Raw genomic sequence first — 12,693 nt, forward strand, 5'->3', positions numbered from 1 at the left:
ACAGTCGACCGTCCGCGGCCCGGCTCAGGCGTACCGCTCCAACAGGCCCGCCACATACGCCTCCAGCCGCCCGCCCAGCACCTGGGGCGTCAGATCCGTCCGGCCCAGCTCCCGCCACGGGCCCGCCAGCTTCGTCGCGTCGGGGGCGTAGGCCAGGGCGTCGAGCAGCCGCCAGTACAGGTGGTCCGGGCCGTCGGCGAGCCGGTGGCCGCCGTGCGCCTCATAGCGCTCCCGGAAACCGAGGCCGTACTCCGGGCCGTGCAGCAGCGCGAGGGCCGTCGAGCAGTGGGCGACGTCCAGGTCGGCGGGGCCCCACGAGGTCTCCACCCAGTCGACGACACCGCTGATCCGCAGGCCGGCCCCCGAGCCGGTGAACAGCACGTTCCCCGGGTGGAAGTCGCGGTGCAGGAAGCAGCCCTCGTACGGCGGCGGGTCGCGGCGGATCACGTCCACCGCTCGTTCCCACATCGCACCCTCGGGTGCGAGCACCCGATCCGGGGACGTCCACGCCTGGTAAGGCCGCGGGCGCTCCTCGGGGACGACCCGGTGGATCCGGGCCAGCTGGGCCGCCAGCAGGTCCACCCGCGGGTCCAGGTCGTCCTCCTCGTCCACCCGGACCCGGCCCGGCAGCACGGACATCAGCAGGGACGGATGGTCGCACTGCTCGGCGGTCGCGTCCACGCCGGTCAGCTCGGGCGCCGGCACGCCCTCCTGCCCGGTCAGCAGCGTGAGCACCTCCGCCTCGCGGGCGAGCAGCCCTGGGGCGTGCCGCCGGAAGAAGGGCTTCACGAAGGTCCGCAGGGCGAGTGCGGTGCCGTCGTCGAGGGTGAGCCGGCGCATCTGGGCGCTCCAACCGCCCGTGAGGAAAGTGGACGTGGCGACCGTACGGCCCTGAGGGAGCTGTTTGGCCACCCACGCGCGGGTCGCCGTCCAGCCCTGGTCGCCGAGCCCGGTCAGCACGGCGGTGACGAACTCCCGCAGGTCTCCGGGGTGGTCGCGGAACCACCTGCCCAACCGGTGCTCCGCCTCGGGGAGTTCCCAGTGGGTGAACTGGGCGCGCCGGGCCAGTGCTTCCGAGACGGCGTCCGTCACGGCGGGCGGGATGACCTCGTCCGTGCCCGGCACCGCCAGCACCGCCCGCCCCTCGTACCCGCGCAGGACGTCGAGCGCGGGTGACTCCCGCCAGCTTCCGGGCCGCCGGATGACCTCGCTGAACCGGCCGTCCCCCGCGCCGAACGGCACGTCCCACGCCTGCGCCGCGTACACCGCCGGCGCGCACAGCCCCAGTGCCGCCACCCGGTCCCCGTAGTGACGGGCGAGATCGGCCACCGTCTGGCCGCTCATGCTGAAGCCGACGAGGACCAGCGGCCCGTCCACGCGCGCGTGGGCGTCGATGACGGACACGGCCTGCTCGAAGCGGCGGCGCAGGCTCAGCTCCCGCAGCAGGCCGGTGCTCTCCCCGTGCCCGGAGAAGTCGAAGGCGAGGGCGTGGCAGCCGCGGGCGGCGAACTCCCCCAGCAGGGGCACCAGCCGGTCCTTGCTGCCGTTGCCCGCGCCGTGCAGCAGTACGGCGGTCGCCCTGGCCGGCTCACCCGGGCCGGGTCCGCCGGACAGCCCGCTGAGTCGTTCACCGTCGACGGTGTGCGTGAAGGGGATCAGCTCACTCATACGGCCATTCACTCACGCACCCGGGCCGCGTGACGGGCGGTCACACCGGGACGATCACAGACCCGGCGCGCCCCACACCGGGAACCAGCGGCTCAGGTCCTGCTCGATCGTCAGGTCCTCGACGAGCGCCGCCCGCACCTGGAGTTCCAGCGCGTTGTCACGCCGCTGCGCCTTTCCGGGCAGGGGCGCGAACGGGTAGAAGGTGCCGCGCTTGTAGAGGTAGACGAGCCCCAGCCGCCGGCCCGACCGGTCCCGGAACCCGGCCAGGGAGCACAGGAGTTGGGGGCCGAAGCCGTTGACATCCATCTGGCTGTTCACGGCGTGCAGGTCCGTCACGAGCGGGGCCAGCTGGTCGGGGGCGCGGTGCGAGACCAGCCAGGAGTAGCCGTAGTCGTCCTGCCGCAGTTCCACCGGCGGGCCGTCGCGGTCGGTGTCCGCGTCCAGCAGAGCCTGCACCTCGCGGTGGGTCTGCTCGAAGGCCGCGCCCTCGACCGTGGCGAAGCACACCGCGCCCTGCCCGGTCGGGGTGAAGCCCGCCGCGGCCTCCAGCGTCACGGCCGCCGACGGCAGCGCGAAGAGCCGGTCGAGATCCGGCGCGACCGGCTTCGTGCGGCCGAGCAGAATGTCCAGCAGCCCCATGCCCCGCTCACACCCCTCCGGGTGCCGTCGCCTCGCCCAGCTCGGCGGAGATCCGGCCGAGCTGGTCGAGCCGCTGCTCCAGGCTCGGGTGGGTCGAGAAGAGCCGCGCGACACCGGGCTCGCGGCCCAGCGCCGGCGTGAAGTAGAAGGCGTTGAAGGCCTGTGCCGTGCGCAGGTCCTTCGTCGGGATGCGGGCGATGTCCCCCGACACCTTGGTGAGCGCGGAGGCCAGCGCCGAGGGCCGGCCGGTGAGCAGTGCCGCCGCCCGGTCCGCGGCCAGCTCCCGGTACCGGGACAGGGACCTGATCAGCAGGAAGCTCAGCGCGTACACGGCCGCCGACACGCCCATCACCGCGGCGAAGACCACCGCCGTGTTCTGGTCCCGCCGGCCCCCGCCGAACAGCTGCGAGTAGAAGGCGAACCGCACGATCAGCCCGGCGAGCACACCGAGGAACGAGGCGACCGTGATCACGGCGACGTCCTTGTGCGCCACATGCGACAGCTCGTGCGCGAGCACGCCCTCCAGCTCGGCCGGCTCCAGGCGCCTGAGCAGCCCGGTCGTCACACAGACCACGGCATGGTCGGGATTCCGCCCCGTCGCGAACGCGTTGGGCATGTCCATATCGGACACGGCCACCACCGGCTTGGGCATGTCCGCGATGGCGCACAGCCGGTCCACCACACCGTGCAGCTCGGGAAACTCCTCCCGCTCCACGACCCGCCCGCGCATCGCGAACAGCGCGACCCGGTCCGAGAACCAGTACTGGGCCCCGAGCACCGCCGCCGCGACCAGCACGACCAGCACCCACGACTTCAGCAGCACGATCAACGCCGCGACGAACCCCACGTACACCAGCCCGAGCAGGAACAGCGTGATCCCCATACGGGTGGTCAACCGCCGGTCGCTCCGGAAGCGGCTGTGCATCTGCATCACCCCGCAGTCAGGCACTCGTCCCACTGCCAGTGTGCACCCGCACAGGCCCATGAACGGGTCGCGATCACCCCCAGGCCCGGCAAAGGCGTCAGCCGCCCGCGGCCACCGCGTACCCGGGCACGGACGGCCACCGAACCGTCAGCACCACCGACTCCTCCTCGGCGCACCAGGAGTGATCGACCCCGCGCCCCCACACGACGTAGTCGCCCTGCCGCTCCAGCAGGACACTGCGACCGGGGAGCTCCACCCGGAAGCGCCCGCTGACGAGAACCAGCAGCGCGGTCCGCTCCTCGCCCCGCACCCACTGCGACCGTTCGTCGCCGGCCGGATGGACACCCCACTTGATCTCGACGGCCTCGCTGTGACGCGGATCGCCGACGTCCTTGAAGTGCCCGAGGAGCCACCCCCGGTCCAGCGCCGCGTCCTTGCCCGCGTTACCCACGTACACACCGTCATCCACGCGGCCGGACGCTAGCACCCGCCTGGACGGCCTCCCTAGTACGGCGCCCGGAAGTTGAGGTACCCGAGCAGCACGATCACCGCGGCCACACAGCCGAGCACCACGGCCGTCGACACCCACGACGAGCGGGACCCGCGCCCGCGCGACCTGTGGTCGGGCTCGGGGCGGAAGGGCACGGGCCCGGGCGGGTTGTGCTTCCACCGGGCGGCGAGCATACGGGCCCGCGCGGAGGGCTCCTTGTGCTCGGCGCTGTCCGCCCATCTGAGGTCGAACTCGCGCTCCTGGCCGTCCTGTTCGTGCTCGGGCATCTCCTGCTCCACCCCCGTGAGGTCCTGGCAGCAGAATAGAACAAACGACCGCGCCCCCGCTGCCCGGACGGACAGCGGAGGCGCGGTCGTGATGCCTCGATCAGGCGTCGATCACACGGATCGGGCGTCGATCACACGTCGAAGTACAGCTCGAACTCGTGCGGGTGCGGACGCAGCTGAAGCGGCGCGATCTCGTTCGTGCGCTTGTAGTCGATCCACGTCTCGATCAGGTCCGGCGTGAACACGTCGCCCTGGAGGAGGAACTCGTGGTCGGCCTCGAGGGAGTCGAGGACGGCCGGGAGCGAGGTCGGGACCTGCGGGACGCCCGCGTGCTCCTCGGGGGCCAGCTCGTAGAGGTCCTTGTCGATCGGCTCGGCCGGCTCGATCTTGTTCTTGATGCCGTCCAGGCCCGCGAGCAGCAGGGCCGAGAACGCCAGGTACGGGTTGCCGGAGGAGTCGGGCGCGCGGAACTCGACGCGCTTGGCCTTCGGGTTCGAGCCCGTGATCGGGATACGCATGGCCGCGGAGCGGTTGCGCTGCGAGTAGACCAGGTTCACCGGCGCCTCGAAGCCCGGGACCAGGCGGTGGTACGAGTTCACCGTCGGGTTGGTGAAGGCCAGCAGCGACGGGGCGTGCTTGAGGATGCCGCCGATGTAGTAGCGGGCGGTGTCCGACAGGCCCGCGTAACCGGCCTCGTCGTAGAAGAGCGGGGAGCCGCCCGACCACAGGGACTGGTGGACGTGCATGCCCGAGCCGTTGTCACCGAAGATCGGCTTCGGCATGAAGGTCGCCGTCTTGCCGTTCTTCCACGCCACGTTCTTCACGATGTACTTGAAGAGCTGGAGGTCGTCAGCGGCGGCGAGCAGCGTGTTGAACTTGTAGTTGATCTCGGCCTGGCCGGCGGTGCCCACCTCGTGGTGCTGGCGCTCGACCTGCAGGCCGGCCCGGTTCAGCTCCAGGGAGATCTCGGCGCGCAGGTCGGCGAAGTGGTCGACCGGCGGGACCGGGAAGTAGCCACCCTTGTAGCGGACCTTGTACCCACGGTTGTCCTCGACGGCACCGGTGTTCCAGGCGCCGGCCTCGGAGTCGATGTGGTAGAAGGACTCGTTCGCGCTGGTCGCGAAGCGGACGGAGTCGAAGACGTAGAACTCGGCCTCGGGACCGAAGTACGCCGTGTCGGCGATACCGGTGGAGGCGAGGTAGGCCTCGGCCTTCTTCGCCACGTTGCGCGGGTCACGGGAGTACTGCTCGCCCGTGATCGGGTCGTGGATGAAGAAGTTGATGTTCAGCGTCTTGTCACGGCGGAACGGGTCGACCCGGGCGGTCGACAGGTCCGCGCGCAGCGCCATGTCGGACTCGTGGATGGCCTGGAAGCCGCGGATGGACGAGCCGTCGAAGGCCAGCTCCTCGTCCGCGTCGAACGCCTCAGCAGGCACCGTGAAGTGCTGCATCACGCCCGGCAGGTCGCAGAAGCGGACGTCGATGAACTTGACGTCCTCGTCCGCGATGAACTTCTTGGCCTCGTCGGCGTTCTGGAACATCCAGCTCCTCCTACTCCCGACCGTCCCGCCGGGGTGGTAGTTCGTTCGTGCGGCCAGTGCGGGTGGCACACGCTGACCTCGACCCTAGGGACGGGTGGTTTCTCGGGCGTGACTCATTTGTTTCGCACAAGTTAACCGGCTCGGGTTCCACCGTAGCCCCGACGCACCCCGGCGTGCCCTGGTCATTTCCGGGCGCAGTACCGTGGACGGGTGGACAACAGGCAAGCACTCGGATCGTGGCTTTCCGGGCCCCGCGCGGCGGCGGAAGAGGCCGGTGTCGACTTCGGATACCGGGGTGAACAGCTCGGTCTGCCCGAGGAGGGACCCGGCTCGATCGCCCGCCCGGGGCGGCGGCTCGGCGCCCTCGCCGTGGACTGGGGCCTGAGCCTCCTGATCGCATACGGTCTCATCACCCAGAGCTACAACGAAGCGGCCCAGATCTGGGCGCCGCTCATCATGTTCGCCTTGATGGTCCTCACGGTCGGTACGGTCGGCTTCACACCGGGCAAGCGGCTCCTCGGCCTGCGGGTGCTCGCCCTGGACACCGGCCGGGTCAGTCCCTGGCGGGCCGTGCTGCGCACGGTCCTGCTCTTCCTCGCGATCCCCGCCCTGATCTGGGACCGCGACGGCCGGGGCCTGCACGACCGGCTGGCGGGCACGGTCGAGGTCCGCATCTGACACGAACGAACGGACATGAAAGAAGGGGCGCCCGGAGTGGTCCGGGCGCCCCTTCGTGTGTCTCGTGAGCGGGCGGTCAGCGCGCCTTCGGCCCGCCGCCCCTCGGCATCCGCATGCCCTTCGGCATCGGCCCCTTCGGCAGCGGCATGTTGCTCATCAGGTCGCCCAGGGCCCGCAGCCGGTCGTTGGTGGCGGTGACCTGCGGGCCGGTCAGCACGCGCGGCAGCTTCAGCATGGTCGTGCGCAGCTTCTTCAGCTCGACCTGGCCCTCGCCCGTGCCCACCACCAGGTCGTGCACCGGGACGTCCGCGACGATGCGGTTCATCTTCCTCTTCTCGGCGGCGAGCAGGGACTTCACCCGGTTCGGGTTGCCCTCGGCGACCAGGACGATGCCGGCCTTGCCGACCGCGCGGTGCACCACGTCCTGGTTGCGGTTCATCGCCACCGCGGGGGTCGTCGTCCACCCCCGGCCGACGTTGTCGAGCACCGCCGCCGCGGCACCGGGCTGGCCCTCCATCTGCCCGAAGGCGGCCCGCTCGGCCCGGCGCCCGAACACGATCGCCGACGCGAGGAAGGCGAGCAGGAGGCCCAGGATGCCGAGATAGATGGGGTGACCGATCAAGAAACCGATCGCGAGGAAGACACCGAAGGTGACGATTCCGACTGCCGCGAGTACAAGACCGATCTTCTTGTCGGCCTTGCGGGTCATCTTGTAGGTCAGGGCGATCTGCTTCAGTCGCCCGGGGTTCGCAGCGTCCGCTGCAGGTTCCTTCCTCGCCATGCCACGAAGTCTACGTGGCCCCACAAGCGCCTACGACGGCAGTGTCCGCCGGGCGACTCGCGGGGGAGGGGAGCGGGCTCATGGGTGGACGGAGAGGGACCGGGACACGGACTGCTCGAGGACGCGCTGCGCCTCGACCCGGTCCTTGGCGCGGCGGCGGTCCTCCAGCACGGAGGTCCAGGCGTTGCGGCGGGCGGTGCGCTGACCGCTGCTCAGCAGCAGCGACTCGACGGCACGCAGGGCGGTGGTGAAGGACGGAATCGCGGTGGCGCGAACGGGCGCGGCCTGCATGGGTCAGGTCCCCCCTCGGGAGCGGTGTACGTGCTGTGAGTTCAGCGTCACTGATTGGTGTTACCAGGGCGTGTCCGACCGGTCAAACACCCATGAAGCCCCGGCGGGGATCCGTGGAACGCCGACGCGGCCCTGACATACGCCCTCATCTGCGAGGACGGTCAGGACCGCGTCATATCGGTCACTACCGGCGAGTAGTCTCTTGTGCGCGAATTCACACGCTTGTCTCGCCCTGTGGCGGGAAGGGCGGTGACGGTTCGTCAGACGGTTTGGGCCGCGATGCGCGCGTCCCGCTGCTCCATGGCCATCCGGTAGAGCCGCCCGGCGCGGTACGAGGACCGCACCAGCGGGCCCGACATCACACCGGAGAAGCCGATCTGCTCGGCCTCCTCCTGCAGCTCCACGAACTCGTGCGGCTTGACCCAGCGCTCCACCGGGTGGTGGCGCACGGAGGGCCGCAGGTACTGCGTGATGGTGACCAGCTCGCAGCCCGCGTCGTGCAGCTGCTTCAGCGCCTCGCTGACCTCCTCGCGGGTCTCGCCCATGCCGAGGATGAGGTTCGACTTGGTGACGAGGCCGTAGTCGCGGGCCTCCGTGATGACCTTCAGGGAGCGCTCGTAGCGGAAGCCGGGGCGGATCCGCTTGAAGATCCGCGGGACCGTCTCGACGTTGTGCGCGAAGACCTCGGGACGGGAGGAGAAGACCTCCTCCAGCTGCTCCGGGACGGCGTTGAAGTCGGGCGCGAGCAGCTCGACCTTCGTCCGGCCGGCCTCGCGGCCCGCCGTCTGCCGGTGGATCTGGCGGACCGTCTCCGCGTACAGCCACGCGCCGCCGTCCTCCAGGTCGTCGCGGGCGACGCCGGTGATCGTGGCGTAGTTCAGGTCCATGGTGACCACGGACTCGCCCACGCGGCGGGGCTCGTCGCGGTCGAGCGCCTCGGGCTTGCCGGTGTCGATCTGGCAGAAGTCACAGCGCCGGGTGCACTGGTCGCCGCCGATGAGGAAGGTGGCCTCGCGGTCCTCCCAGCACTCGTAGATGTTGGGGCAGCCGGCTTCCTGGCAGACCGTGTGCAGGCCCTCGCTCTTCACGAGGTTCTGCATCTTGGTGTACTCGGGGCCCATTTTCGCCCGGGTCTTGATCCACTCGGGCTTGCGCTCGATGGGGGTCTGGCTGTTGCGGACCTCCAGGCGCAGCATCTTGCGTCCGTCGGGTGCGACTGCGGACACGACCGGCTCCCTAGCGATTGATTCTTCGGCGTCCTCAAGGGTACGCCCGTTGATTTGAATGCCTGTGTGGGTGCCAGCCCCTCCACGGCCCGTTTTATGCCGCCGGCGCCTTCTCGATCTCCCGCGGCTTCAGCTCGGCGTTCTCCAGGACGTCCCGCAGGTGCCGTTCGACGACCGGCAGGACCTCCTCGATCGTCACGTCGCGGCCCAGTTCGTTCGCCAGGGAGGCGACCCCCGCGTCCCGGATGCCGCACGGGATGATCCGGTCGAACCACTTGTTGTCCGGGTTCACGTTGAGCGCGAAGCCGTGCATGGTGACGCCCTTGGCCACGCGGATGCCGATCGCGGCGATCTTGCGGTCCTCACGGCGCTGGCCCGCGTTGGAGGGCGCGTACTCCGGCCCGTTCAGGCGCGGGTCGAACTCCTCGTCGTGCAGCCGCGGGTCGAAGTCCAGGGCCAGGCCGCCCAGCGCCGGGCGCTGCTCGACCGGGTCGCCCAGGACCCACACCCCGCTCCGGCCCTCGACCCGGGTGGTCTCCAGGCCGAACTCCGCGCAGGTGCGGATCAGGGCCTCTTCGAGGCGGCGCACGTGCGCCACGACGTCCACCGGGCGCGGGAGCTTCTGGATCGGGTAGCCCACCAGCTGGCCGGGGCCGTGCCAGGTGATCTTGCCGCCGCGGTCCACGTCGATGACCGGCGTGCCGTCGAGGGGCCGCTCGTTGTCCGCCGTGCGCCGTCCCGCCGTGTAGACCGGGGGGTGCTCCAGGAGCAGCACGGTGTCGGGGACCTCGTCCGCGAAGCGCGCCGCATGCACCCGGCGCTGTTCGTCCCACGCCTCCTGGTACTCGACGGCCTCGTCACCGAACCCCATGCGGACGAACCGCAACTCACTCACGGCAAGCGCCTCCCTAGGACGGGTGTGTCAGGCACGTATCGCGCCCCAGCCACTGTACGTCCGGCCCGGACACGTCAGTCCTGGGGGCAATCCTCACACGATCGGATGAATGTCCGCGAAAATGTGTGATGGGGTGTTTACTCTCCGCTACATTCGCGCCGTCCAGCAAGCCATAAGGCCTGCTCACAGGCAATCCGGCAGATCACCCACACCGGAAGGCAGGAGACCGCACCGCACCATGACGGAACGACCCGCGCAGCGCACCCCCAACCGACAGCTCGCCGCGCTCATCGCAGAAGCGGGGTTCTCCAACGCGGGTCTCGCCCGTCGCGTGGACCAGCTCGGTCTCGAACACGGGCTCGATCTGAGATACGACAAGACATCCGTCACCCGGTGGCTGCGCGGCCAGCAGCCCAGGGGCACCACGCCCGCGCTGATCGCCGAGGTCTTCACCCGGCGCCTGGGCCGCCGCCTCACCGCCCAGGACCTCGGCCTGGACGCCTGCGCGCCCGTCTACGCGGGGCTTGAGTTCGCCGCCACCCCCGAGGAGGCCGTCGACATCGTCAGCGGGCTGTGGCGCAAGGACTCCGGCAGCCACGCCGAGCTGCGCAAGATCGCCTTCACGCCCGCCGGGCTCGTCGTGCCCAGCCGGGACTGGCTGATCGGCCGCGCCGACGAGAAGGTGGCCCGGGGTGAGCCGCCCGCCGCCCGCATCCCGGCGCAGGGCCGCGTCGCCCTCCGTCCCCCGTCCGAGCAGGGCGTGGCGTCCCTGCCCCGCCAGCGCGGGCAGGCCGAACGCGGACCGGGCCAGAAGGTGACCGCCGGCGACATCGCCGCCCTGCGCTCGGTCGGCGAGCTGTTCCGCACCCTCGACGACGCCTACGGCGGCGGTCACGCCCGCCAGGCCCTCGTGCGCTATCTGGAGCACGAGTGCGAGCCCATGCTGCGCGGCACCTACGGCGAGCAGACCGGCCGCCGGCTGTTCGCCGCCGCCGCCGACCTGACCCGGCTCGCGGGCTGGACGTCGTACGACATCGCCGCGCACGGACTCGCCCAGCGCTACTTCGTGCAGGCGCTCCGCCTCGCCCAGGCGGCCGGGGACCGGACGTACGGGGCGTACGTGCTGGTCACCATGAGCCGGCAGGCCGTCTACCTAGGGCACGGGCGGGAGGCGGTGCAGCTCGCGCGGGTGGCGCAGCAGGGCGTCGGCACCTCGGCCCCGCCGGTCGTACAGGCGCTGCTGCACGCCTCCGAGGCACGCGGGCACGGCGTGCTCGGCGAGGTGCGGGCCTGCACCGCCGCACTGGTCCGCGCCGAGCGCGCCCTGGAGACGGCCCGGTCCGGGGACGACGTCCCCCACTGGGCCAAGTTCTTCGACGAGGCGCAGCTCGCCGACGAGTTCGGGCACTGCCACCGGGACCTCCAGCAGTTCCGCGCCGCCGCCCAGCACGCGGAACGCTCACTCCAGCTCCGTGCCCCGTCCTACGCCCGCAGCCGCCTGTTCTGCCGCGTCGTCCTCGCCACCGCCCGCCTCGGCCTCGGCGAACTCGACCAGGCCTGCCAACTGGCCGCGGAGGCCGCGGGCCAGGCCGCGGAGATGCGCTCGGTGCGGGCGGTGGAGTACGTGCGGGACTTCGAGCGACGACTGGAGCCGTACAAGGACGCGGCGCCCGTGCGGACTTACCGCGACAAAGTAGCGGCCCTTGGGTGAAGGAACTCAGGGGCGCGGGGAACTGCGCGACAAGCCACGACGCACCCGCACCCGGCGAACCACCTACGCAGCCCTCGGCACAGTCGGCAAGGGGTCGGCGACATGCATGGACCGCCCGACCCCCAGGTCCGCCAAAATCGCCGCCGACGCCCGATGCCCAGAGTGCAGAGCACCCTGAACCGTACTGGTGTCCCGGTGATCCCCACACACATACAGCCCCGCAAGCAACCGCACCGGCCGCCGCAGATCATGCGGCGGCCGCATCGCCGGCACAGCCTCCGCCGTGTGATGCACCGCCAACGTCTCCCACCGCGCCGTCGACACCCCGTACAACCGCGCCAGATGCATCCGCACAGCCGTGTCGACATCCCCCGGCGGCCGCCCCAGCACCGTCGAGGACACCAGCGCCCGCCCCGCCGGAGCCCGGGACGGATCGACCCGGCTCACCACAGCCGTGTGCGCGACCGGCCCGCCCAGGTCCGCGTCGAGCAACAGCGACGCCCCCGTCGCCGGCGGCTCGTCGGTCGTGTGATGCACCACCGTCACCGGATGGAATTCCGGCACCCGCAACCCGGGAAGCAGCTCGGCCGCGGCCCTGGCGTCCGTCGCCACCAGTACCGCCCGGCAGCGGATCTCGCCGTGCTCCGCGGTGGTCACCGAGGTCGTGGACACGGAGGTGACGCGCACGCCGGTGTGCACCGTGCCCGGCGGCAGCGTGCTCGCCAGCAGCTCCGGCAGGGCCTCGGCGCCGCCCTCCGGCAGACACAGCCGGCCGCCCGCGAAGGCGCGCAGCGCGAGGTCCGCGCACCGGCTGGACGTCGTCAGGTCCGGGTCGCACAGCAGGGCGGCGAGCAGCGGACGCAGGAAGCCGTCGATCGTACGGGCCGGCAGCCCGCGGGCCGCCAAAGCCTCACCGGCGGGCAGCTCCGGGCGGGCCAGCAGCCGTTCGGCCGGTGTGCCCGCCAGCCGGGTCAGGGCGGCACCCAGGCGGGCCTGGTCGACGGCCGTGCCCAGTGGCGCGCCGGACCGGCTCCGGGGTGCGGAGACCTGCCGGCCGGGCACCGCCACCGGCCTCCTGGGCGGCCTGGGTGCGGACGGCGGGCGGGGAGCACTCGCCAGGGCGCGCACCGCATGCAGTGCGCCCCGTGCGCCCCCTGTGCCTGCCTGGACGCCCGCGCGATGGTGGCGTCCGTCCCCGTGCAGCAGGACCCCCGGCGCGAAGGGGCGCAGCACGAGGGTGCCGAGGCCGGGTGTCAGTCGTAGTTCCGGGTATGCCGTGGACAGCAACTGGCCGATTCTGTCGAGCCGGAAGCCGTCGACCTTCTCCGTCGCCATGCGGCCGCCGACCCCGTGGGCGGCCTCCAGGACCATGGTCGTCACTCCTGCGCTGGTCAGCCGGTGCGCGGCCGAGAGTCCGGCGACCCCGGCCCCCACCACGACCACGTCCGCCTGGTAAGCGGGCTCAAGCACGTGCCCCTCCTCGAGGTTGCGCGGGCGCTGGAGACGTCATGCCCTCAACAGGCCCCAGGGATACGCCAGTTCTGGTCGAGGGTAGGGCCGT

The 12,693-nt window shown here is 71.4% G+C and carries 13 protein-coding genes; 2 read left to right on the forward strand and 11 right to left on the reverse strand.

Annotation, left to right across the window (positions count from 1 at the left end):
• Positions 1 to 24 precede the first annotated feature (24 nt).
• The 6 genes from MQE23_RS32005 to glnA form a co-directional block, all read right to left on the reverse strand.
• Entirely contained in the window at positions 25 to 1,668 is a 1,644-nt protein-coding gene (locus tag MQE23_RS32005; protein ID WP_243380937.1) for an alpha/beta fold hydrolase, read from the reverse strand.
• Positions 1,669 to 1,722: 54 nt separating this feature from the next.
• Positions 1,723 to 2,307: a hypothetical protein gene (locus tag MQE23_RS32010; protein ID WP_243380938.1), complete on the reverse strand. Its 585-nt coding sequence runs from the start codon at positions 2,305 to 2,307 to the stop codon at positions 1,723 to 1,725.
• A 7-nt stretch (positions 2,308 to 2,314) separates the two neighbouring features.
• Positions 2,315 to 3,232: a zinc metalloprotease HtpX gene (gene htpX / locus MQE23_RS32015; protein ID WP_037670836.1), complete on the reverse strand. Its 918-nt coding sequence runs from the start codon at positions 3,230 to 3,232 to the stop codon at positions 2,315 to 2,317.
• 97 nt (positions 3,233 to 3,329) lie between these two features.
• Positions 3,330 to 3,701, reverse strand: a complete 372-nt coding sequence (locus tag MQE23_RS32020) for a signal peptidase I (protein WP_243380939.1) — start codon at positions 3,699 to 3,701, stop codon at positions 3,330 to 3,332.
• A 35-nt stretch (positions 3,702 to 3,736) separates the two neighbouring features.
• Positions 3,737 to 4,009 (reverse strand): hypothetical protein, encoded by a 273-nt coding sequence (locus MQE23_RS32025; protein ID WP_037670833.1) that lies wholly within the window; start codon positions 4,007 to 4,009, stop codon positions 3,737 to 3,739.
• A 131-nt stretch (positions 4,010 to 4,140) separates the two neighbouring features.
• On the reverse strand, positions 4,141 to 5,550 hold the full coding sequence (gene glnA, locus MQE23_RS32030; RefSeq protein WP_020274427.1) for a type I glutamate--ammonia ligase: 1,410 nt from the start codon (positions 5,548 to 5,550) through the stop codon (positions 4,141 to 4,143).
• A 210-nt stretch (positions 5,551 to 5,760) separates the two neighbouring features.
• Here glnA and MQE23_RS32035 point away from each other — a divergent pair, with 210 nt between their 5' ends.
• Complete coding sequence (locus tag MQE23_RS32035) at positions 5,761 to 6,228, forward strand: RDD family protein (RefSeq protein ID WP_010037124.1); 468 nt, start codon at positions 5,761 to 5,763, stop codon at positions 6,226 to 6,228.
• A 76-nt stretch (positions 6,229 to 6,304) separates the two neighbouring features.
• Here the strand turns inward: MQE23_RS32035 and MQE23_RS32040 are convergent, their stop codons facing one another.
• The 4 genes from MQE23_RS32040 to lipB all read right to left on the reverse strand — a co-directional run bounded on the left by MQE23_RS32040 (position 6,305) and on the right by lipB (position 9,421).
• Positions 6,305 to 7,009, reverse strand: a complete 705-nt coding sequence (locus tag MQE23_RS32040) for a DUF4191 domain-containing protein (RefSeq protein ID WP_243380940.1) — start codon at positions 7,007 to 7,009, stop codon at positions 6,305 to 6,307.
• Positions 7,010 to 7,087: 78 nt separating this feature from the next.
• Positions 7,088 to 7,300 (reverse strand): hypothetical protein, encoded by a 213-nt coding sequence (locus MQE23_RS32045; protein WP_010037129.1) that lies wholly within the window; start codon positions 7,298 to 7,300, stop codon positions 7,088 to 7,090.
• A gap of 260 nt (positions 7,301 to 7,560) precedes the next feature.
• Positions 7,561 to 8,526 (reverse strand): lipoyl synthase, encoded by a 966-nt coding sequence (gene lipA, locus MQE23_RS32050; protein ID WP_020274424.1) that lies wholly within the window; start codon positions 8,524 to 8,526, stop codon positions 7,561 to 7,563.
• A 94-nt stretch (positions 8,527 to 8,620) separates the two neighbouring features.
• Complete coding sequence (gene lipB, locus MQE23_RS32055; RefSeq protein ID WP_037670820.1) at positions 8,621 to 9,421, reverse strand: lipoyl(octanoyl) transferase LipB; 801 nt, start codon at positions 9,419 to 9,421, stop codon at positions 8,621 to 8,623.
• A gap of 238 nt (positions 9,422 to 9,659) precedes the next feature.
• Here lipB and MQE23_RS32060 point away from each other — a divergent pair, with 238 nt between their 5' ends.
• Positions 9,660 to 11,132: a hypothetical protein gene (locus MQE23_RS32060; protein WP_020274422.1), complete on the forward strand. Its 1,473-nt coding sequence runs from the start codon at positions 9,660 to 9,662 to the stop codon at positions 11,130 to 11,132.
• Between the two features lie 63 nt (positions 11,133 to 11,195).
• On the opposite strand, the gene MQE23_RS32065 is transcribed toward MQE23_RS32060, so the two are convergent.
• On the reverse strand, positions 11,196 to 12,602 hold the full coding sequence (locus MQE23_RS32065) for an NAD(P)/FAD-dependent oxidoreductase (protein WP_243380941.1): 1,407 nt from the start codon (positions 12,600 to 12,602) through the stop codon (positions 11,196 to 11,198).
• Positions 12,603 to 12,693 lie beyond the last annotated feature (91 nt).

The organism is Streptomyces sp. HP-A2021 (genome assembly GCF_022807935.1).
In the GTDB taxonomy this organism is placed as follows: domain Bacteria; phylum Actinomycetota; class Actinomycetes; order Streptomycetales; family Streptomycetaceae; genus Streptomyces; species Streptomyces afghaniensis.